The 21,391-nt window shown below is 41.0% G+C and carries 14 protein-coding genes; 11 read left to right on the plus strand and 3 right to left on the minus strand.

All coding sequences use genetic code 11. From position 1 onward, the window contains the following. The 5 genes from H6H03_RS32105 to nifN all read left to right on the plus strand — a co-directional run. On the plus strand, positions 1-259 hold a 259-nt coding region (locus H6H03_RS32105; RefSeq protein ID WP_190959120.1), incomplete at its 5' end, for a hypothetical protein. Positions 260-393: 134 nt separating this feature from the next. Further along, the gene (locus H6H03_RS32110) at positions 394-1,563 is read left to right on the plus strand and encodes a substrate-binding domain-containing protein (RefSeq protein WP_190959086.1); all 1,170 of its coding nucleotides are present in this window, start codon (positions 394-396) and stop codon (positions 1,561-1,563) included. A gap of 793 nt (positions 1,564-2,356) precedes the next feature. Next, the gene (gene nifH / locus H6H03_RS32115) at positions 2,357-3,325 is read left to right on the plus strand and encodes a nitrogenase iron protein (protein WP_190959087.1); all 969 of its coding nucleotides are present in this window, start codon (positions 2,357-2,359) and stop codon (positions 3,323-3,325) included. A 382-nt stretch (positions 3,326-3,707) separates the two neighbouring features. Further along, positions 3,708-5,087 carry a nitrogenase iron-molybdenum cofactor biosynthesis protein NifE gene (gene nifE / locus H6H03_RS32120; protein WP_190959088.1) on the plus strand — a complete coding sequence of 460 codons (1,380 nt, stop codon included), beginning with the start codon at positions 3,708-3,710 and terminating at the stop codon, positions 5,085-5,087. Beyond that, positions 5,087-6,397 carry a nitrogenase iron-molybdenum cofactor biosynthesis protein NifN gene (nifN, locus tag H6H03_RS32125; protein WP_190959089.1) on the plus strand — a complete coding sequence of 437 codons (1,311 nt, stop codon included), beginning with the start codon at positions 5,087-5,089 and terminating at the stop codon, positions 6,395-6,397. The genes nifE and nifN overlap by 1 nt, the downstream gene beginning before the upstream one ends. Positions 6,398-6,441: 44 nt before the next feature. On the opposite strand, the gene H6H03_RS32130 is transcribed toward nifN, so the two are convergent. From H6H03_RS32130 to H6H03_RS32140, 3 genes are all read right to left on the minus strand, one after another. Then, positions 6,442-11,799 carry an AAA family ATPase gene (locus H6H03_RS32130; RefSeq protein WP_190959090.1) on the minus strand — a complete coding sequence of 1,786 codons (5,358 nt, stop codon included), beginning with the start codon at positions 11,797-11,799 and terminating at the stop codon, positions 6,442-6,444. Between the two features lie 363 nt (positions 11,800-12,162). Next, the gene (locus H6H03_RS40735) at positions 12,163-12,903 is read right to left on the minus strand and encodes a hypothetical protein (protein ID WP_242057882.1); all 741 of its coding nucleotides are present in this window, start codon (positions 12,901-12,903) and stop codon (positions 12,163-12,165) included. Positions 12,904-13,064: 161 nt separating this feature from the next. Further along, positions 13,065-13,559, minus strand: a complete 495-nt coding sequence (locus H6H03_RS32140) for an NHLP leader peptide family RiPP precursor (protein ID WP_190959091.1) — start codon at positions 13,557-13,559, stop codon at positions 13,065-13,067. Positions 13,560-14,274: 715 nt separating this feature from the next. On the opposite strand from H6H03_RS32140, the gene H6H03_RS32145 reads away from it, so the two are divergent. The 6 genes from H6H03_RS32145 (at position 14,275) to H6H03_RS32170 (ending at position 21,357) form a co-directional block, all read left to right on the plus strand. Beyond that, positions 14,275-14,532 carry a bacteriocin gene (locus tag H6H03_RS32145; RefSeq protein WP_190959092.1) on the plus strand — a complete coding sequence of 86 codons (258 nt, stop codon included), beginning with the start codon at positions 14,275-14,277 and terminating at the stop codon, positions 14,530-14,532. Positions 14,533-15,034: 502 nt separating this feature from the next. Further along, entirely contained in the window at positions 15,035-15,280 is a 246-nt protein-coding gene (locus tag H6H03_RS32150) for a hypothetical protein (RefSeq protein ID WP_190959093.1), read from the plus strand. A 277-nt stretch (positions 15,281-15,557) separates the two neighbouring features. Beyond that, positions 15,558-16,562, plus strand: a complete 1,005-nt coding sequence (locus tag H6H03_RS32155) for a radical SAM protein (RefSeq protein WP_190959094.1) — start codon at positions 15,558-15,560, stop codon at positions 16,560-16,562. Positions 16,563-16,578: 16 nt separating this feature from the next. After that, positions 16,579-17,634 (plus strand): hypothetical protein, encoded by a 1,056-nt coding sequence (locus H6H03_RS32160; protein WP_190959095.1) that lies wholly within the window; start codon positions 16,579-16,581, stop codon positions 17,632-17,634. A 29-nt stretch (positions 17,635-17,663) separates the two neighbouring features. Further along, complete coding sequence (locus tag H6H03_RS32165) at positions 17,664-19,109, plus strand: NHLP bacteriocin system secretion protein (RefSeq protein ID WP_190959096.1); 1,446 nt, start codon at positions 17,664-17,666, stop codon at positions 19,107-19,109. Further along, complete coding sequence (locus H6H03_RS32170; protein ID WP_190959097.1) at positions 19,096-21,357, plus strand: NHLP family bacteriocin export ABC transporter peptidase/permease/ATPase subunit; 2,262 nt, start codon at positions 19,096-19,098, stop codon at positions 21,355-21,357. The genes H6H03_RS32165 and H6H03_RS32170 overlap by 14 nt, the downstream gene beginning before the upstream one ends. Positions 21,358-21,391: the final 34 nt, after the last annotated feature.

A 21,391-nucleotide genomic window follows, 5' to 3' on the forward strand; every position in this document is an offset into this window, starting at 1 on the left:
CACTCCCCACACTCCCCACACTCCCCACACTCCCCACACTCCCCACACTCCCCACACTCCCCACACTCCCCACACTCCCCACACTCCCCACACTCCCCACACTCCCCTCTCTCCCCACACTTCCCCATCTCCCCAGTCCCTATTCCCCAGTCCCTATTCCCCAGTCCCCAGCCCCTATTTTCAAGTCAGGTCTAATCTTCCGCAAAAAAAATTGCGCTTTGCCAGGAAAATTGCAAATTGTGTGATATTCTTTGAATAGAGGGAATCAAAACAGCGAAAGCAAAATCATGACTTCTAAGAGAAATGATATAAACTGCAAAATCATGCTTTCGCCTTGGCAGATACAAGTTAAATCCGCGCTCGGCTTTTTGAAACTTACAGAAGCTTAAGCCAATGAAGCAGGATAACGATCTCCGTAACAACTTGAAGTCAATTAGAACTCGCTTAGGCATGAGTCAACAAGATTTGGCTAACCTAGCTAGTGTGACTCGTCAGACTATTAGTGGTGTAGAGTCGGGACAATACGCTCCCTCAGTAGCCATAACACTTCGCTTAGCAAAGGCACTTGGCTGTCAAGTTGAGGATTTATTCTGGTTAGAGCGGGATTTACCTGAAATTGAAGCACTACTTTCCAAACCCGTCCCAAATGACCACCAGACGCGAGTTAGTCTGGCTAGGGTGGGAGGGCAATGGGTAGCTTATCCCTTAATTGGTAAGGATGCATTTCGCCAAGATATGATTCCCGCTGATGGTGAGGCGGTTGCCCTAAGTCACCTCATTGGTGAGGGCGAGGATGAGAGTCAGATAAATATAGATAAAGTTCGAGTCAGGCTCTTAGACGATAATCTGGAAACACTCCACAATACCGTTGTAATTGCTGGCTGTGCGCCCGTGATTTCATTATGGGCGAGGGCTACCGAACGTTGGCATCCCCAACTGCGAGTGCAATTTAACTTCGCCAACAGCATGTCTGCATTGCACAGCCTATGCCGAGGTGAGGCACACATCGCTGGGATGCACCTCTACGATACTGAAACTGGTGAGTATAATACTCCTTTTGTTCGAGATGTTCTGGCTGGAAGGCAAGCAGTTTTGATTACCTTGGGTGTTTGGGAAGAGGGACTTTTGGTTAAGTCTGGCAACCCAATGGGAATCAGAACAGTGACTGATTTAGTGTCACAGGGAGCTACTATCGTCAACCGCGAAATCGGTGCTGGTACTCGTTTACTTTTGGAACAAACACTCCAAAAAGAGCAAATACCGTTCCATGCTGTCCAAGGTTTTAACTATATTGTTCAAAACCACCAAGATGTTGCTCAAGCAGTAGCATTAGGAGCTGCTGATGCAGGAATGGGTACTGCATCTGTAGCTACTGCCTTTGGGCTGGGATTTATTCCTCTACATCAATCACGATATGATTTAGTGATTCTCAAGGAATATCTGGAAGAAGCACCAGTACAGCAGTTACTTAGTACTTTGGGACATCGGATGGTTCACTCACAATTTGAAATTCTCGGTGGCTACGATATCAGCAAAATTGGGGAAGTGGTAGCAACTGTTTAGAGTCGATCGCTTTTGTCAGGTTGGTTGTGTGGTTTCGGGAAAAGCTTTGCGTAAATTTGAATTCCTGCTGCGATCGCTTTTATAGAATTTTGGATTGTAAATTGCCTCTATTGACAAAGAAATCATCTGATATATCATGTCCGACTTCAGTTGTGATTGAAATCTTTGTGCGTCCCGATGTCTTTCCCTCATTCTAAAAAACAAGTCTTCAACTGATTTTCATATAACTGAGAGTTTGGAAATACTTGCAATATCCATTGAAGACTCGAAAAGAAGTATATCTGAACTGTTAGTGAGAGTTACAAATGTACCGTAACGCATCATCTCAAACCGTACATTTGATGCAATCTTATCATTAGACCTCTTGCAAAATTCCTTTCTTGTGTTCTCTTCTCTGTGCCTCTGCGCGACGCCACTTGCTACCCTACGGGTTCTCCGAAGGAGTACAAGTCGGGGAACCCGCCCAACGCAGTGGCTCCTCTGCGTGAGAGAAAAAAATATTTATGCAAGAGACTCCATGAACACAATTCACAACGAAGGAATGAAAATATTTCTTTCCTAGTCACCAGTCCCCAGTCCCTATTTTCAAGGCAGGTCTGTTAATCAGAACAAACGAAATCAAAAATTTCACAACAAATCGTATGTATTCAATAGTAGATGTTTTTGTTGTAGAGCGATCGCCACCGGTGCATACAACACCAACAACGACGTTCTTAACGAGTTCACATCTGTAACTTGACAGTGTGAAGCGAATCAAAAGACCCACCAAACAACAATTGCAGGAAAAATCATCATGTCCGACGACAAAATTAGACAAATTGCTTTCTACGGTAAAGGCGGTATCGGTAAATCTACCACCTCCCAAAATACCCTAGCCGCTATGGCAGAAGTTGGTCAACGCATCTTGATTGTCGGATGTGACCCCAAAGCTGACTCTACCCGTTTGATTTTGCACACTAAAGCTCAAACCACCGTGCTGCACTTGGCTGCTGAACGAGGCGCAGTCGAAGACTTAGAACTTGATGAAGTGGTACTAGAAGGTTTTCGAGGTATCAGATGCGTAGAATCTGGTGGCCCAGAACCGGGTGTAGGTTGCGCCGGTCGGGGTATCATCACCGCCATCAACTTCCTAGAAGAAAACGGCGCTTACAGCGGTGTAGATTTCGTATCCTACGACGTATTGGGTGACGTTGTGTGCGGTGGTTTCGCTATGCCAATTCGGGAGGGAAAAGCGCAAGAAATCTACATCGTTACCTCTGGGGAAATGATGGCGATGTTTGCTGCTAACAACATCGCTCGTGGCGTTCTCAAGTATGCTCACACGGGTGGTGTACGCTTGGGTGGTCTGATTTGTAACAGCCGCAAAACCGATCGGGAAGACGAGCTGATTACCACCCTCGCATCTCGATTAAGCACCCAGATGATTCACTTCGTCCCCCGTGACAACATCGTGCAACACGCAGAATTGCGCCGGATGACTGTCAACGAGTATGCGCCTGATAGTAACCAAGCTAATGAATACCGTACATTAGCAGACAAGATTATCAACAATAAAAATCTTGCTATTCCCACACCCATTGAAATGGACGAGCTAGAAGAATTGTTGATTGAGTTCGGTATTCTCGAAAGTGAAGAAAACGCTGCAAAACTAGCTGGTGTCAGCATAGCTGCTGAAGAAGTTGCTAAAAAGCAAGAAGACGCCCAAGGCGAAGCACTAGAAGCACTTGCTAAAGGCAATGTGGAAATAGTTTCTGGTAGCTAAAAAAGTTTGACTTTTGTTCTTGTTTAAGAAATAGCATAACTTCTTGAAGAACAAAGCAATTAAGTGAGTAATTAGCCCACTTTCTCTAAGTATCAAAATTATATGGAGGTTCAATCAATGAAATCAGCATAAGTTCTCTACAAATAACAGAGTGATTAATCCCAATTGCAGCTTTGCTATTTTGAGTAATTAATCTGTTACGCTTTCGTGGTTTTTTGTTTACTCCTTTTAGTAATTGGTTGGTCATTATCTAGGGAATGAAAAATTCTCTTTTCATTCCCTTTTATCTCATGCTAAAAACACCACCAATTAACTAAAAATTTTCCTCGATTATTTGGAATGCAGTTACACCTGTTCACTTCTATCTTTTTTCAGTAAAAAAATGAATCCTCAACCCAGAGAAATTAATGGTTCACTGAGTGAATCAAATGGCGAAAACCAACAGCAACGCCAGAAAAAAAAGCCTTCTACACAATTACCCCAGCCTGGAACTGCTCAAGGAAGTTGTGCTTTTGATAATGCAATGATGACTTTAGTACCAATCGTGGATGCTGCTCATGTAGTTCACGGGCCAAGCGGCTGTGCTGCTAGTATTTGGGGAAACTACACCAGTCTTTCTTCTGGTTCAATGCTCTATAAAATACGCTTTACTACTGACATAGATGAGAGTGATATTATCTTTGGTGGAGCGAAAAAGCTGTACAAAGGCATTTTAGAATTACAAAGACGCTACAAACCAAGTGCGATATTTGTCTACTCCACCTGCATCACTGCTTTAATTGGTGATGACATCGAAGGAATTTGTAAAGATGTGACTGAGAAAATAGGAATACCCATTATTCCTGTGCATTGTCCTGGATTTATTGGTAGCGAAAAAGGAGGCAGTCGTGTTGCTGGCGAAGCATTGCTAGAACACGTTATTGGAACAGCCCGACCAGATGTTACTACACCATTAGATATTAACTTGATTGGTGAGTACAATATCGCAGGTGCAATATGGAACTTTCTACCGTTGTTAGAGAAATTAGGTATCCGAGTTTTATCAAAAATTACAGGCGATGCTGTCTATAAAGAAGTTTGCTACGCTCATCATGCCAAGCTTAACGTTGTACTATCCTCAAAAGCGTTAATTAATGTAGCGAAAAAAATGGAGAAAGTCTATGGTATTCCATATATTGAGGAGTCTATTTATGGTGTTGAGCAAATTAATCAGTGCTTGAGAAATATTGCTGCAAATTTAGGAGATACTGATTTAGTAGAACGTACCGAAAAGTTAATTGCATCAGAAGCGATCGCCTTAGAAGAAAAACTCGCTCCTTATCGTAAACGATTGCAAGGAAAACGTATTCTTATTTCTATTAAAAGCTTCAAGAGTTGGTTGATTATCTTTGCATCTCAGAAATTAGGCATGGAAGTTATTGCTATCTGTACTAAAAATAATACAGAAGAAGAATTAATTACAATCAAAAGTTTGCTTGGTAAAGATAGCATCTTAAACTCAGAAACTCCTCAAAAAATATTGCAGTTAATCAATAATTATCAAGCTGACATTTTAATTACTGATGGTCGTTATCTAGAGGCTGCTTTAATAGCTAAGATTCCGTTTTTAGACATTAATATAGAACGAAATCATGCCTATACAGGTTATACAGGAATATTGGAATTGGCACGAGAATTATATACAACTTTTTATAATCCTGTGTGGGAGCAAGTACGCCAGCCTGCTCCGTGGGAAATAGAAAATTCATTGGAGGAAATCTAATGGCAATTGTTAGTATTACGAGTACATCAGTAGCAGTTAATCCTCTCAAGCAAAGTCAAGCTATAGGTGCAACTTTAGCCTTTTTAGGCGTTAAGGGAATGATGCCTTTATTACACGGTTCTCAAGGTTGTACAGCTTTGACAAAGACGGTGCTAGTACAACATTTTCATCAGACGATTCCGCTTTCTACTACAGCGATGACGGAAGTTGCAACGATTTTGGGCGGTGAGGAGAGAGTTGAACAAGCAATTCTTACTTTGGTAGAGAAATCAAAACCGGAAATTATCGGTCTTTGTACTACTGGGCTTGTGGAAACTAGAGGTGATGACATGGAACGCTTTGTCAAGGAGATTCGCCACCGCCATCCAGAATTAGATTATTTACCAATTGTGCTTGTCTCTACACCAGATTTTAAAGGTACATTACAGGATGGTTTTGCTAGTGCAGTCGAGAGTATAGTTAAGGAAATTCCTGAAAAATGCTCAAAGCAAAAGGCTTGCCCAACACAAATCACAATTTTGGTGAGTTCTGCTTTCACTCCTGGGGATGTACAAGAAATTAAAGAGATTGTTACCTCCTTTGGACTTGTACCAATTGTTGTACCTGACCTTTCTGGCATCCTAGATGGTCATATAGAAGATTCTTCTGGTGTCATGACAGCTAATGGCACGACTTTGGCACAGTTGCGCTCAATTGGCAGTTCTGCGTTCACTTTGGCATTAGGTGAAAGTATGCGCGGTGCAGCACAAATTTTAGAAAAAAGATTCAACATTCCTTATGAGGTGTTTGGCGAACTGACAGGATTAGTAGCGGTTGATACATTCTTGCAAGCATTGGCAGATATTAGCGGTGTCAGCGTACCAGAGAAATACCGCCATCAGCGCCGTCAGTTGCAACACGTGATGTTAGAAAATCACTTTTATTTTGGTTGCAAGCGAGTTGCTTTAGCCTTGGAACCAGATTTACTGTGGTCAGTAGTTTCTTTCTTGCAATCGCTGGGAGTGCAAATTCACGCCGCAGTCACGACAACGCGCTCTCCTGTACTGGAAAAACTATCTATTCCTAGTGTTACCATTGGTGATTTAGAAGACTTTGAGCAATTGGCGGTTGGTTCTGATTTGCTCGTTACTAATTCTCATGCAGTTGCGATCGCTCAACGGTTAAAAATTCCTCTAATTCGTCAAGGTATTCCCATTTTTGACCGTTTAGATGCCAATCAGTTTACCAAAGTTGGCTATCGAGGTACTATGCAGCTTTTGTTTGATATTGGCAACCTATTTTTAGAACAGGAGACAATAGTTAAACATTAAATCCAGCCAACCTCAATGTACATCTATATCTAGTGTTTAGTCCCTTAAAAGTTAACTATCTCGGTAAAAATCGATCCTGTTTGTTGTCCTAGCTGACAGCACTCAAGATACATCTTTGCGACTCGATCCCAAGGGTTTTGTTGTAAGCAATCTTGAAAATATTCGGCTGCTACTGCAAATTGTTGTTGTTCATAACACGCTAATGCTGACGCAAATATCTCTAAGGTAGCTGTTTTGCCTGCACCAATTTTTGGGGGATCGGCGGCAAACACTTCATGAACAGTCACAGCATTGGCCTTACCCTTCACCTTCACTTGGCCAACTACACGAATACCATAGCGATCGCGATGTTGTAAGCGTTGAAAAGTTTGGTCGGTAATTAGGAGTGGCGCGTTGAATGTTTTGGTCAATCCTTCGATGCGCGATGCTAGATTAACTGCATCACTAATCACTGTACTATCCATGCGATTCATCCCGCCGACTGTCCCCAAAATTAGCGAACCAGTATTAATCCCAATGCCAATTTGAATTGGTAAGTAACCCCTGGCTTGGCGTTCTTCGTTGTAGGTTGTTAAGGTCTGCAACATGGCAATTCCCGCTAGTACTGCATCATCGGCATCTCCGGCAAACAAGGCCATGATGGCATCACCAATATATTTGTCGATAAAGCCATTGTGTTGGAGAATAATCGGCTCCATGCGGCTGAGATAGGCGTTAATAAATCGGAAATTTTCGGCGGGAGTCATGCTTTCTGAAAGGGTGGTGAAGGAGCGAATGTCGGTAAATAAGACTGACATTTCCCGCTGCACCTGATCGCCTAATTGCACATCTATAATGCTTTGCTTATTGAGGAATTGCAGAAATTGACGCGGAACAAAGCGCTCGTAAGCTTTGTTGAGTGCGGCTAAATCCGTATACAAACGGGCATTTTCAATGGAAATCGCGGCTTGTGCTGAAAGCAGGTTGAGCAATTCCAAGCGATCTGGGGTAAATGCTCCTGTTGTCAAGTTATTTTCTAAATATACAATTCCGGTTAATTTTCCTTGGTTAATCAAGGGAGTACACAAAATCGATCGCGGTTGATGTTGGCGAATGTAAGGATCTTTGATGAATTCCCCAATGTCAACTGCTTCGTGGATGGCATCGTTAAGGACTACATTAGTTTTAGTACGAATTACATAGTTAACAATCGCTGTCGAGAGAGTTTGGCTATCTTCAATACTGAGTGATTCTAAAACCTGAATCCTATTTTCACCAACACTTCCTTGAGCTTCAATCAGAAATTTACCTTTGCTTTCCAACAGCAAAAACCCCCGTTGCGCTCCGGCATTTTCCATTAAAATTCGCATTAAATTAGATAAAAGTTTATCTAGGTGAATTTCTTCGGAAAGGGCTTGATAAGCTTTGATAACTGTCACTAAATCCAATGATTCTGAGCGACTGGTACTTGTAAGGCTGGTCTGGTTATAACTAGTGGTTGTTAACGATTTAATAACTTTTTCTGGAGAGCGCGTAAAAATTTCCGGATACTTGGCTTCTAAATCTTTCACCTTGGCGATCGCTCCCCACTGCAAATAAAGATAGCGGGCTTCTTGCAGATAAACTTGGGCAATCTTAAATTTGTTTTCAGCCAAGTAAAATTTAGCAGTCAATTCATTGGCGAGCGCCGCTTCATTCAAATACTGATTTGATTGGGCTAAGGCAATGGCTCGATCGTAACAGGCGATCGCCTGACTAGATTCTCCATGTACCCGATGCCATTCTGCTTCTACCAACGCCAATTTATGAGTATAGTTTACAGGAGAAAACTTTGCCCAAACTTGCAATTTTTTCTGATTTGCTGCTACTCGCTGGAGTAACTTTTGACGTTCTGCTGCATTAACAAAACAGGCTAAAGCCAGTCGTCCTAGTGAGTCATAAAAGTAGAACCATCCCACAATATATAAAGCTATAACCGCATCCAAATAAGGAATTGCCAAATCAGCATTATTGACGGCTGTGGCATAATCTTCAAACCAATAATTCAGCGTTAAGTGATTAGTATAAACATAAAAAATAGCTGTGCGATAATTACCCTCGATATGCTGGGGTAACATAACGGTTGCATCATAAAATTCTCCAACTAATTGACAGGGATTAGCATTTTTGCCCTGTAAATTAGCAACTACTTGGCGATAAAGTTGAGTGAGAGTAAAAATCGGTTGTTTCTTAAACTGGTGAACTGCCTCTCCGTAAATAGCTAAACATTCATCCAATTCAGCTAAATTCTGACCGCTAAAATAGGAATGCATAGAGCATGTATTGGCGCAAAATGCAGCATACTCAGTATCACCAGTATCGCGCCCAATCTGAAATGCGGCGTGCAGTGAAGAAATAGTATTTTGGAGTGGTTCTTGCCAGTGGCGGACAAAGGAATTAACTACAAATAAAGTTCTTGCTTGCAGATGCTTGGCATTAAAACGGTCTAGCACTTTCAAAGCTAACTCACCAAATTTATATCCCCCTGGCAAATCTCCCACAACGCCGCAGAGAATTAAGCCATAGGTAGCGTAGGCAAAGGCTGATTCCGCCGCATTGCCGTATTTAGCAGATAGTTCTACCTGTTTAAAGACGGTCAAAGGAAAAACATTCGGGGCTGCTAAGTAGGTCGCCGAGGCGATACTAGCAAGGATGCGAATTGCCGCTAATTTTGTGGGATTGGTGAGTTTTGGCAAGTCGGCTAAGGTGTGTACCTGCTTACCTCCCAAAGCGAGTTTAGTTTTTAACAATCCTAGTATAATTTGCGGTTGACCGGGGTTGTGAGCTAAGGGAATGCCCAGAAGTTGCATCACTTGTAGGCCGAGTTGAGAAGCTGCCAAAAGTCGATCGCGGGCGATGGCCGCTTGGATTTCGATGGCATAAACCTGCACCCGATCGATTGTGCTGCTGGTCTTTTGCAGTACTTCTTCTGTGAGTGCATCCATGCGCTCAAAGTCCCCACCCAGATAGGCAGCTTCGGCGGCGGCGGTATGCAATGCCAAAGCTAATTCATACTGTTCCTGCCAACAGTTAGTTGCTAAGCAGTTAATCCCCATTGTCAGATAATCCAAGGCTGGCTGATATGCTGCTGAGGCTTTGGCTTTGTTACCTGCTGTTAAGTTCAACTGAGCTAGTTCCTGTCGCTGTTGAGCATCTGTAATCAAATCGATGCCGAAATTCAGTTGGTTAACAATGTCAAAAATCTTTTCTTCTTGTTTGGAGGGGGTAATGCCTTGTAATAATAGTTGCCCAACCCGCAAGTGTACTGCCTGTTTTTCGTCAGTGGGAATCAGTGAGTAAGCTGCTTGTTGGACGCGATCGTGGAGGAATTTGTATACTACATCCAAATTTGTCAAGGCTGTTACTTCTCCATCGGCAACTTGCAAGAGTTGGTAGTCATTACCTTGGGGTGAAATTAGTCCTGTTTGCAAGGCTTCCCAGAGTTGGGCAGCTATATCTGCGAGGGATTTTGAGCTAGCGATCGCCAAAATATGCAAATCAAAAGTGTTACCAATACAAGCTGCTAATTTTAAAGCTTCTTGGGTTGCTGCTGGCAGCTTTTGAATTTTCAGCGCCATCAACTCAACTACGTTATCGGTAATCTGCGCTGCCTGGATTTTTGCCAGTTGCCACTGCCATGTCCGTTGAGTGAAATTAAACTGTAGCAATCCTTCTGTATACAGCGACTTCAAAAACTCATTCATGAAGAAGGGATTGCCGTTGGTCTTCTGCTGAAGCAGTTCTGCTAAAGGAGTAACTTCTGCTAAATCTGCATTGTTGAGGGTATCGCTCAAAAGTTGTTGAATTTGGGGCAATGCTAGGGGCGTTAAGGTCAGTTCGTGAATAGTTACCCCTGCTTGTTCTAAGGATGCGATCGTTGTCCGCAGGGGATGGGTTTTATCTACTTCATTATCGCGATAAGCACCAATCAGCAATAGATATTGACTGTCTGCTTGACTAATTAACAACTCAATCAGTTGGAGTGATGCACTATCCGCCCATTGCAGGTCATCCAAGAACATCACTAAAGGATGTTCTTTTTGGGTAAACACCTTAATAAAGTTTTGCAAGACTAAGTTAAACCGAGCTTGTGCTTCCTTGGGTGATAGTTCTACAACAGGTGGCTGAGTCCCAATAATCAGTTCCACCTCTGCAATCACTTCAATAATTACCCGACCATTGACACCAAGAGCATTTAATAATTTTTCGCGCCAAGTGGTAATTTCTGCTTCGCTGGTAGTTAACAGCTGGCGAATTAAAGCTTGAAATGCTTGAATTAAAGAACTGTAGGGAATGTTACGTTGCAACTGGTCAAACTTCCCGGAAATAAAATATCCCCGCTGTTGGGTAATTGGTTTATAAATTTCTTGCACCAGGGCTGATTTGCCAATTCCAGAATAACCTGCAATTAGCATCACTTCGCTTTGTCCGTAACTGGCTCGCTCAAAAGCTGCGAGCAAATGTGCCACTTGTGCTTCTCGTCCGTACAGTTTTTGCGGAATTTGAAATCTACCGGAGCGATCTTGCTGTCCTAGTTCAAATAATAGAATTTGCCCTGTACTATTGAACATCTCAAGGCATTGCTTTAAATCTGCCTGCAATCCAAAAGCACTTTGATAACGTGCTTCGGCGGTCTTTTCCAGCAGCTTCATCACAATTTGCGAAAGCGCTGGCGGAATTTGGGGATTGATTTGATCGGGCGGAATCGGCTGTTTGGCAATATGGCTGTGAACTAGTTCTACAGGATCGTCGCTAATAAAAGGTAATTGCTGGGTCAATAGTTCGTAGAAAGTAACTCCTAAAGAGTAAAAGTCTGTGCGATAATCAAGCGATCGATTCATCCGTCCTGTTTGTTCAGGAGAAATATAAGCCAGAGTCCCTTCTAAAACATTCAGATTTCGCAAGGTGGGATTTTCCCGTGACAGCCTAGTAGCAATCCCAAAGTCAATTATTTTCGTTTGTTGAGTCTTGGGATTGAGCAGAATATTGCCAGGATTAATGTCTTTATGAATAATCTGTTGCTGGTGAATTTCTTCTAAAGCTGTTGCTATTTGTATAGCCAATGACCAAAAATTTTGTATTGGTAAAGGCGATTGATTAAGTAACCCACGCAGAGGTTGTCCACCAAAATCCTCTAAAACTAACACGAAGGTGTTTTGATATTTTTTCAAGTCGTAGGCTTGAATAATTCCAGGCGCTTGAAAGCAGCGCGTCAGATCGTATTCAAGTTTAAACCGGGCGATCGCTTCTGGGGGTGGGTATTCTTGCCGCAGAACTTTCAGGACTACTGGTTGTCGATCTAACTCTCGATATCCTCGATAAACCTGAGAATTGGGGCTGGCGTGCAGTTCTGTCAGGACTTTATACCCTTCCAGTTCGATCATAAATTACTCAAGCGTTTGCTGTATTGTTAGGGTCTATTCAGTATAAATTGCTAACCTTGCAAGTGAACAGGTTGTAAATTACGTACCCATAACTTACGCGCTCAGCTACCCCAACCTTACCTGCTTGCAACACGTAGATGCGATCGCCATTACGAATTGTACTCAGCCGATGGGCGATCGCAATGCGATTGAACCGGGTGTGGGGACGGCGTTGGAAGGATTGCTATAGGGCTACTATTTGATTGCGTGAAAATATACGTAGGGTGCGTTAGGATGAAATCCGTAACGCACCCTACTGGACTGTTATCAATGGTTAATGTCTCGTCCTCTGGTTGTTCGTGGTAAGCTTTGGTTTGATTGGATTTACCGAATTTGCTTCGATGTCTGTTTTCTTACTTTAGGAAAAGAGCGATCGGATGCTACTTCGTGGAGAATCTGAGATGAGTAACTGTTATTGGTCACTATTTGTGGACAACGATAACACGCTGCTTTACCTTCCTGTTGCCACCAGCGACAACTAGAACGGATCTGGCAAGCTGGTAAAGTTTCCACAACAGTTGGTAACTGCTCAACGATACGCATGGCTAAACGACAGTTTGCACCATCAAAATGCTGACATGCGTTAGCTTGACAAGACGATGCGATCCTAAAAATTTCTGTAGGTTTAACCGGGCCTGATAAAGCTAAAATTTCCTCTGTAACTGGCTGAGATTCTTTTAAATAAGTGATGCTTGCTGCTTCGACAGTACCTCCTACTACACCAAACACAACAGTGTCACCTATTTTTGGTTGTCCACTAGGACATAATGGCAATTTTACTGAGTCCACTACATCTTGCGATACATTAGCAGCTTCCTCATAGTTTGTTTCAAATTCCTTGTATGATGTAATTGGAGACAAAGGTTGGCTAATATATTCTTCAAATAGGCTTTCCCAACCTCCAATTTCATAAAGTGACTGTGACTTTTTCCAAGGAGTAATCATTTGACGTGCTGCGATCGCTCTTTCTTTAGCATGGAGGGTAGCATTTTCTAATTCTTGTGTTTCAATGCTCTGAGGCTTCAATGTATATTGGTTGTGAGATAAATATATTGATTGTTGCATAGAGTTAATTTAATTTTTTTATCCTACAAACAAAAATAATTTTATTTCCCATTTCTGAAGTTATAGGGTGTTCGATAAAACGCGAACACCCTAAGTTAAAAATTGAGGAATAACCTATGTAACTCAATTGAAAAATGTTAGAATTTTGGAGTCAAAAATGTTCATAAAATATCATTGATAACCAGGCCTATAGTATGTCCGATACCACCTGCAACCATCATCAAGTCTAAATCATTTAGCTCTTCATTATTAGTATTAACTGGCACAACAAGATGTTTAATAGTTAGTGTGTCTTCGTAAACACAAATTTTTAAATTATCGGATAAATCTGTGCCTATTACTTTTTTAATTGTGTCTTTAGGATTTTGTAGCAACTGAGATTTAAAATTTTCATCTTGCCAAGCACGTTGTATTACTGCTTGGAATACAGGTACAGATTCTGCCAAGTTGCTTCCTTGAAATTTTGATTTTAACGGTAAAACTAAATTTTTTAAATCTAAACTATCCTCATGAACTTTGAGTTCAATTGTATCAGAAACATGAACACCCATCTCAGCAAATACAGGTTTGGGGTTGGCAATGAACTGATTTTTTAGTTTTTCGTCAGCCCACAAACATTGTAGTATAGCGTCATAGCTTTTGATTTGATTGTTCATGATAATTATCCCTATTTTTTGTTTTTGATTTGGATATGTTGTTATAAAATGACAATCAATTTTGTATACACTAATAAAATTTTATGCAGGCTTTATTAGCGATATAACATACTTATTGATTAGTTCTTTTAGCTATTGTATAACACCATATTTTGCAACGCTTAAAGCTTGTATTAACATGCTTAGCAATTATAAATTACTGTAAAATTTGTACACATAACAATGTGCAATTTTTAGGCAGTACTAACATTTTTTTATTTTTTGGGTTGGTGTTAATATTTAAATACTATAGGACTCATATTTGATTTATGAAAAAACTCGGTACACCTCAATTTCCGAAAATCTTATTGCCTGTTGTCTTTTGCCTCTTGCCTACCCACATATATAATTTCAGAAATCAAACCTGATTCCTATAGTACTTGAATTATATAAGACTCGTCTTTAATTTTTGAACAAAATTCCCTAACCTTTAATCTTCTATAAACCTCTTACCTATTGACTCTTACTTATCTACATAGAGAATTTCAGAAATCAAACCGGATTCCTATAAAAAGTCTTAAACTGCTATTAAATTACATTAAATAAAAGTTAAAGAAAATTTAATATATTGAAATAATCTAAAAAAAAGTGAGTCTGAGTCAAAAATAAGGCATTGTTATTTTATTTTTATAATTATTTAATTAATAATAATTATATTTCTCCAATGGAGCCACAAATGTCTACAACAATGAGCAAACAAGAGATTGAAGCAAAACTAGCTACTTTGGTTCAACAAGACGAGTCTTTCAAGCATAATTTAATTACCAATCCTAGACTTACTCTTGAAGAAATTGGATTAGGTTTTCTTCCTTCTGACATACAAATTATTGTTGCAGAATCTGGTAGCGAACAAGAGTTATCTGATAACGAATTAGAAAATGTATCTGGAGGAGCAGAAGTAAGCGTTGGTATTACAATTACAATCAAATTTTAGTGGTTAATTAATCGGCAAATTTTCTGTGTAGTAAGCATAGTTTATTCTCCTTAAGTATGTTCTTCGGAACTAAGTTAAGTCTTGGATATACTAAACTTTGTATAGAACAAGAACATTCTTAAGGATTCCGAGGTTATTTAATGTGGTAATTCTGATTTATTTAGCTCAGATTAGTTATTAAATTGAGCTAAAGTTTATTTTATTAATGTTTAGCAGTACGAATTTAGCAGAGTAAATAATAAAACTTAAAAAAGTAGAGCTTTATCTAAAATTTGTGTATTTCTTATGTCAGCTTTACCGCTTATTGTTATTACAGGATTTAAGAGTTAGTCTTCACTAAAAAAGCTTGCGATCGCCATTAGTTAAGATGATTTTATTTGTACAGTTGGGAAATATCATGTCTTGACTGCAAAATTAGATTTTTATTAGCTAATACAAACAGCTTTTTAAGTGTTATATATCTCAAAAATCTGAGCTTAACTAATCAAATTAGGAGTACATAATGTCTAACCCCAATGAAAATATCCAACCATACCAATCAAGAGAACTTGTAAATATTGATGAAACAGGAAGAGTAGTAATTAACAATCCTGAGTTAGGAAAGATGACCGATGAATTAAGCTTAGAAGAACTAGAGGCAGTATCTGGTAGTGGTCTTAACATCCATTGTCCAAGCACCACTAATTCTTCTCAGTGCCAATGTCCCAGTACAAAAGAAGTAAGCCAAGCTGCATTACAAGCAGAATAATTTGTGAAAGTTAAGGAGTACTGTTTGTCAATAACCAGTATTTCTCAAATATTGCTATTTAAAACCCCAACAAGATTAATATGAATATTAACTTTTGGGATTGAGAATAACAGCTACAAAGCTAAAAAATATTAAGCTTTGTAGCTAAAAATGATCTTTTTTCGCTGCGTGTAAGGGACTTCCAAATAAAAAAATATACAATTATTTCTTGGAAATCCCTAAACTGCATTGCTTTTTTCTTTTCACTAATTTTGACGCTCATTATAAGGATAATTCCATGACTGCAACAATTTCTCCATTCACTCAAAGCAATTTTGATAATTTGCGGCGGGCAGCATTAATATCAAATCGCTATTTAAAACTTATATTAATGCCCACAGAAAAATGTAACTTTCGGTGTACATACTGTTATGAAGATTTTACAGTGGGACGTATGAAGGAAGAAACCATTACAGGTGTTAAAGCATTAATTGATAGGCGCTCTATCGATTTAGAACACTTACAAATATCATGGTTTGGCGGAGAACCACTAATTGCTAAAGATATTGTATTTGAAATTTCTGAATATGCGATGAACTTAACTCGTAAGTATCCTAAATTACGTTATGAAGGTGACATGACAACAAATGCATATTTTCTAGATTATAATACAACCGTAGCTCTAGCAGATGTAGGAATTAAATCTTACCAAATTTCTCTTGATGGGCCTCGCGAAATACATAACAAAAGCCGAATTCGTGCAGATGGTAGTGGCACTTATGACAAAATTTGGGAGAATTTGCTAGCAATCCGTAATAGTTCATTACCAGTTTCTGTTGTACTTCGTATTCACTTCACTGTGGATACTATTCAAATGCTCGAACCGTTAATAGATAATATTAAAAAAGAATTTATTTCTGACTCTAGATTTTCTATATTTTTTAAGGCTATTGAACGTCTAGGTGGTTCTAATGATGAATCTATAAAAATATTATCTGAAGCAGAAAAAGAACAGGTGGTTCAATTATTAAAAAACAAGTTAGTTGGGGAAACTACACCATCAGAAAGTTTATTTGCACACTCACATATCTGTTATGCATCACAACCAAATTCTTTGGTAATTCGCTCAAATGGTGATGTAGGAAAGTGTACAGTAGCTCTTTACGATGAACGAAATAAAATTGCTTCTTTACAGCCAGATGGAATGCTAAAGCTAATACCAGGTCGTCTTGCTCCTTGGCTTCGTGGAATTGAAACACTTGACCCAGCTACACTCGCCTGTCCCCTTGTTAATTTAACCTAAAACAACAGCGAGAAAAATGGGTAGTATTTTATGTCAGTTAATAACTGATTCTTACAGTAAATTATTTTGGGCTACGCTGGAAAATTATCAGCGAGGTTGTGCAAAGCCTATTCAAATTACACCAGAGATTTCTGGTGATTTATTCAGCCGCAAAATGCAGCCTGTGACTGAGAGCTTGCCGCGCACTGATAAACTTCTGATGAATAAGTTTAATAATGCTCGCGAGCGAGGTCTAATTGCCACTCGCAGGGGAGATTTAGTAACAGCTGAACGTGCATTTTCAGCGGCGCGTGTACTCCTTGAGTTAGATAAGCTTTCACTTTCAGGTAGTTTACTTTACCAATCTTTCTTAGAGCAAGCAGAATCCTATCTCGACTATTGTCGTAGTGATTTCGAGCAAGCTCGTAACCGAATTTATGCTGCATTAGCAGTTGATGAAATTTTAGAGGAAGAATACAAATACAATATTTTGCTTATACATCGTATTCAACTCATCCACAATCTTGTGCGTGTTGATGCACGTTGTATGAACTTTGAAGGAGCTATCGAGCTTGCTTGTCAAATTCTCAGCTATCTGGAAGCAAAGTTGGAAGTTTTGCCCATTCCTGGAAATTGGGGTTATGAGCGTGTACTGCGTCAACCAGCAGAGCTTGTTGGTGCTATGTTTGCCCAAGTTACTGGTGAGGTTGCCCTGATTTTGGCAGGAAAGAACCGTCAGGTTGTCGGTAACTTGTTCGCAGTTGTTTCTAATAACTTACAGTTACAAATGAATGGTAACTGTCAGTGCCATCTGCGAGCAAATGCCTGGTTTTTTATTAAGAAGGCATTTGTTAGTAATGATGTTGTTCTATTTTTAGAACGAGTATCCCAGTTCTTATCTGAGGGACGCGCTGATACGCCATTGCTCTGGTATGCGACTGTGATTGATTTAATCGTGCTGTGCAAAGAACTTGATTTGCCAGACTCAGAATTGTTTATGCAGCAGGTTGCTAGAGATGCAGCCACTTGGGAACATCTACCCCAAAAGTTTTCTTCACTGCTAGGTGTTCATCCAAAAGCTGAGGCTGCATAAAAACACTGTCAAACACTGTCAAACAAAAAATGCTCCACCAAAAACGTACTATATTCCGCAAAGAATCCTTAGAGCGTCTATCTTCGCCTGAAAGACTAGACCAACTCATGCAGGTGGTCAGCCCCAGAAGTTGGCTACCTCTTGCCGCTTTGGGTTCTATTGTGGGAGTAGCTGTTATCTGGAGTATTTACGGTCGCATTCCCATCACCGTTGAGGGTCGAGGAGTACTGATTTATCCCAGCAATGTTGTGCCGTTGCAATCAAAAAGTGCTGGGCAATTAATGGCGCTCAATATCAAAGTTGGGGATGCAATTAAAAAGGGGCAAGTATTAGCAACTATTGACCAAGCTGAACTCCGCAAGCAACTGCAACAACAGCGGACTAAGCTGACAGAATTTCAGTCACAAGACCAAGCAGTTGGTTCGCTACAAGGGCAGAGGTTCCAACAAGAACAAAGGTCGCAACACCAACAACGCTTGTATCTCCAGCAACGGATACTGGAACTGCAAGCTATAACCCCTTTGCTCAAAACCAAAGGCAACACCTCAATTGCTCAGCAACGCCGAGGTCTACAACAACGCTTGCGGCAAGCCGAAGCTTTGACTCCTGTTTTTCTGCAAAGAATGGAAATTCGCAGACAGCTATTCAAAAAAGAAGGGGCGATTTCTGGTGATGAAGCTCTCACAGCTGAACAAGAATATTTGCAAAACCTGGAAAAAATTGCTGACATCCAAGCCCAATTAAAGGAACTAGATGTCAAGGAGACGGAAACGGAACAAAACTATCGTCAAAACCTAAGTACAATTTCTGACTTGCAAGCTCAATTGAAGGAATTGGACAGCAAACAGGCTTCTGTGGCTCAACAAGACCTGGAAAGTGTAACTGCCCGCAAAAAAGAGATTCAAGAAGTTAAACGGGAAATTGGACAACTGGAACTGCAACTAGGCGATAACAGCCAGATTATTAGCCAATACTCTGGGCGCATTTTAGAAATCACGCTGGTACCAGGACAAGTTGTCAACGCTGGAACTCGCTTAGCAACCATTGAGGTGGAGAATTCCAAAAACAAGCTAGTTGGCGTTACCTATTTTTCCGTTGCTGATGGAAAGAAGATTCAGCCGGGGATGACAATTCAAATTACTCCCCAAACTGTGAAGCGGGAACGCTTTGGTGGCATTGAGGGTAATGTCACCAGCATTTCACGTTTTCCCATTACCAAAGAAGCAGCCGCTAATGAAGTGGGGAATGCAGAAGTGGTAGAAGGTTTGGTGTCTCAACAACAAGGACTGATACAAGTATTTTCTGACATAGAGCCAGATTCCACAACGCCAAGTGGGTACAAGTGGTCTTCTTCTGGGGGGCCACACGTGAAAATTTCTTCTGGAACTACCACTGTTGTGCGAGTCAAGGTGGAAGAACGCGCTCCCATCACTTTTGTTTTACCCATCTTGAGGTCTGTCAGTGGTATCTACTAAATCTACTTTAGTAACACCGATTAATCTTTGGCAGTACTTACAAAAATTATTGTCACGTGGAAAGTTGCGGGTAAAAACGCCAACTCTTCTACAAATGGAAGCAGTGGAATGTGGGGCGGCTGCTTTGGGAATTATTCTTGGTTACTACGATCGCATTGTACCATTGCCACAACTGCGGCGAGATTGCGGAGTTTCCCGCGACGGCAGCAAGGCATCTAACATGGTGAAAGCTGCCAAAAACTATGGACTCGAAGCTAAAGGTTTTAAAAAAGAACTCAAGCACCTATGGGAACTGCGTCCGCCATATATTGTTTTTTGGAACTTTAACCATTTCCTTGTGGTAGAGGGATGGAACAAACAGCGAGTTTATCTTAATGACCCTGCTACCGGGCCGCGTCATGTATCTTTACAGGAATTTGACGAGGGGTATACCGGAGTTGTGCTGGTAATGGAACCAGGCGCCAAGTTTACTAAAGGTGGTAGTAAACCCAGCATGATTTTATCTTTGTGGTCGCGGCTACAGGGTGCTGGGGATGCCTTAATTTACTCCATAGTCGCGGGATTTTTGTTAACTGTAGTTGGGTTGGTAGTTCCCGTGTTCACCCAGGTGTTTGTCGATGACATTTTGGTGCAGGGACGACAATTATGGTTGCGTCCTTTGTTATTGGCAATGGCGATCGCTGCTATACTCCAAGGATCGCTAACACTATTACGGTTGCGGTATCTGCGGCGATTGAAAATTAAACTAGCCGTGGGTATGTCCAGCCGTTTTCTCTGGTATATCCTGCGGCTACCTGTGAGCTTTTACGCTCAACGATTTGCTGGAGAAATTAGTAACCGTACTACTCTCAATGACCAAGTTGCTGATGTTTTGGCAGGAAAATTAGCAACGACAATCATTGATACGCTCATGGTGGTATTTTATGCCTTAGTCATGATGCAATACGACTGGGTACTGACGTTAATTGCGGTGAGTTTTGCCGCCGTCAACGTCTTAACTTTACAGTGGATTTCCCGTCAACGCATAGATGCTAATCAAAGATTGATACAAGAATACGGTAAAGCCGCTGGGGCTTCCATTGCTGCACTCCAAAGTATTGAAACCCTCAAAGCATCAGGGCTAGAGTCAGATTTCTTTTCGCGGTGGTCGGGTTATTACACCAAAGCTCTCAATTCTCAGCAGGAACTAGGAGTAACAAACCAGACATTTTCAGTATTACCCGCGCTGTTATCCGCCCTTTCTTCGATGTTGTTGTTGGTAGTTGGTGGTTTACGGGTAATGGATGGACATCTGAGCATTGGAATGCTCATCGCCTTTCAAGGTTTAATGTTGGGTTTTCAACAACCCGTAAACAATCTTGTCAACTTTGGTACTACTCTCCAAGAATTAGAGGGGAATTTGATTCGGCTGGATGATGTGCTGGATAATTCCTTGGGGGAAGCAGAGGAGCAGGGGAGCAGGGGAGCAGGGGAGCAAATAGAAAATTCTTCTCCTGTGCCCCTTTGCACCTCTGCCCTTCTTGCTAAATTACAGGGTTATGTGGAGTTGCGGAATATCACCTTTGGTTATAGCCGCTTGGAATTGCCACTAATTGAAAACTTTAATTTGTCGATTAAACCAGGACAAAGGATAGCTTTGGTGGGTGGAAGTGGTTCTGGAAAATCTACTATAGCCAAATTGGTGAGCGGACTTTATCAACCTTGGACTGGTGAAGTTTGCTTTGATGGTCAACCCAGGAAAGAGATTCCCCAACAACTGTTGACTAACTCTGTGGCAATGGTGGAGCAGGAAATTTTGCTGTTTGGCGGTACGGTTCGGGACAATTTAACACTGTGGGATACTACTATACCAGATAAAAACCTGATGCGGGCTTGCCAAGATGCCGCGATCGCTGATGTAATTCTTTCTATGTCTGGTGGATTGGATGCCCAACTCATAGAAGGTGCTGCTAACTTAAGTGGCGGTCAGCGACAACGCTTAGAAATTGCTCGTGCTTTAGTGAATAACCCTTCGATACTCGTCATGGATGAAGCCACCAGCGCCTTAGATGCAGAAACAGAACAAATCATTGACCAAAATCTCCGTCGCCGGGGATGTACTTGCATAATTGTCGCCCATCGATTAAGCACTATCCGCGATTGCGATCGAATTATTGTTCTAGAACGTGGAAAGGTTATACAACAAGGCACTCATCAAGAATTGTGGCAAATGGAAGGTGTATATTCGCGGTTAATTCGTAATTCGTAATTCGTAATTCGTAATTCTAGCAGGAGGCAAAAGT

Source organism: Nostoc paludosum FACHB-159 (assembly GCF_014698835.1).
Classification (GTDB): Bacteria; Cyanobacteriota; Cyanobacteriia; order Cyanobacteriales; family Nostocaceae; genus Nostoc; species Nostoc paludosum.

Excerpts from the sequence above, each read along its gene's own strand:
- nifN (WP_190959089.1), top strand. The coding sequence starts at position 5,087 with ATGGCAATTGTTAGTATTACGAGTACATCAGTAGCAGTTAATCCTCTC.
- H6H03_RS32140 (WP_190959091.1), bottom strand. The coding sequence starts at position 13,559 with ATGAACAATCAAATCAAAAGCTATGACGCTATACTACAATGTTTGTGG.
- H6H03_RS32160 (WP_190959095.1), top strand. The coding sequence starts at position 16,579 with ATGGGTAGTATTTTATGTCAGTTAATAACTGATTCTTACAGTAAATTA.
- H6H03_RS32145 (WP_190959092.1), top strand. The coding sequence starts at position 14,275 with ATGTCTACAACAATGAGCAAACAAGAGATTGAAGCAAAACTAGCTACT.
- H6H03_RS32110 (WP_190959086.1), top strand. The coding sequence starts at position 394 with ATGAAGCAGGATAACGATCTCCGTAACAACTTGAAGTCAATTAGAACT.
- nifH (WP_190959087.1), top strand. The coding sequence starts at position 2,357 with ATGTCCGACGACAAAATTAGACAAATTGCTTTCTACGGTAAAGGCGGT.
- H6H03_RS32130 (WP_190959090.1), bottom strand. The coding sequence starts at position 11,799 with ATGATCGAACTGGAAGGGTATAAAGTCCTGACAGAACTGCACGCCAGC.
- H6H03_RS32155 (WP_190959094.1), top strand. The coding sequence starts at position 15,558 with ATGACTGCAACAATTTCTCCATTCACTCAAAGCAATTTTGATAATTTG.
- H6H03_RS32150 (WP_190959093.1), top strand. The coding sequence starts at position 15,035 with ATGTCTAACCCCAATGAAAATATCCAACCATACCAATCAAGAGAACTT.
- H6H03_RS40735 (WP_242057882.1), bottom strand. The coding sequence starts at position 12,903 with ATGCAACAATCAATATATTTATCTCACAACCAATATACATTGAAGCCT.
- H6H03_RS32165 (WP_190959096.1), top strand. The coding sequence starts at position 17,664 with ATGCTCCACCAAAAACGTACTATATTCCGCAAAGAATCCTTAGAGCGT.
- nifE (WP_190959088.1), top strand. The coding sequence starts at position 3,708 with ATGAATCCTCAACCCAGAGAAATTAATGGTTCACTGAGTGAATCAAAT.